Origin of the sequence: Microbacterium sp. ZXX196, from assembly GCF_009709595.1 — a bacterium.
Classification (GTDB): Bacteria; Actinomycetota; Actinomycetes; order Actinomycetales; family Microbacteriaceae; genus Microbacterium; species Microbacterium excoecariae.
In genome coordinates this window covers 1-241 of sequence record NZ_WMEE01000471.1, presented here as the reverse complement: position 1 = coordinate 241, position 241 = coordinate 1, and the positions used below count along the sequence as shown (strand labels likewise).

Sequence of the window (241 nt, the reverse complement as noted above, 5' to 3'; positions counted from 1 at the left end):
AAAAATATCAAACTCTCTAGGGTCTTGGTGAATAGCCCTCGCAGGCATGGTTCTTATTGGAGAAGAATGTTGTTGTTGAGGCTCAGAATTAATTAGCTGAAAACCATAGGTTACAAAACCTTCCATAGCCTTTTGAAAAGATGGATACTGACGCTTTGATTGCCTTCTATGAGTAATGACCTCATTTTCGGTTTCGACATACGCTTTACTTAGAAGAGCAGCACCCATTGGGGCAAGCGGA

The 241-nt window shown here is 41.5% G+C and carries 1 protein-coding gene; it reads right to left on the bottom strand.

The features are described 5' to 3' along the window. Positions 1–228: hypothetical protein (locus GJQ66_RS15040; protein WP_230379687.1), on the bottom strand; the 228-nt coding region annotated here is incomplete at its 3' end. Positions 229–241 lie beyond the last annotated feature (13 nt).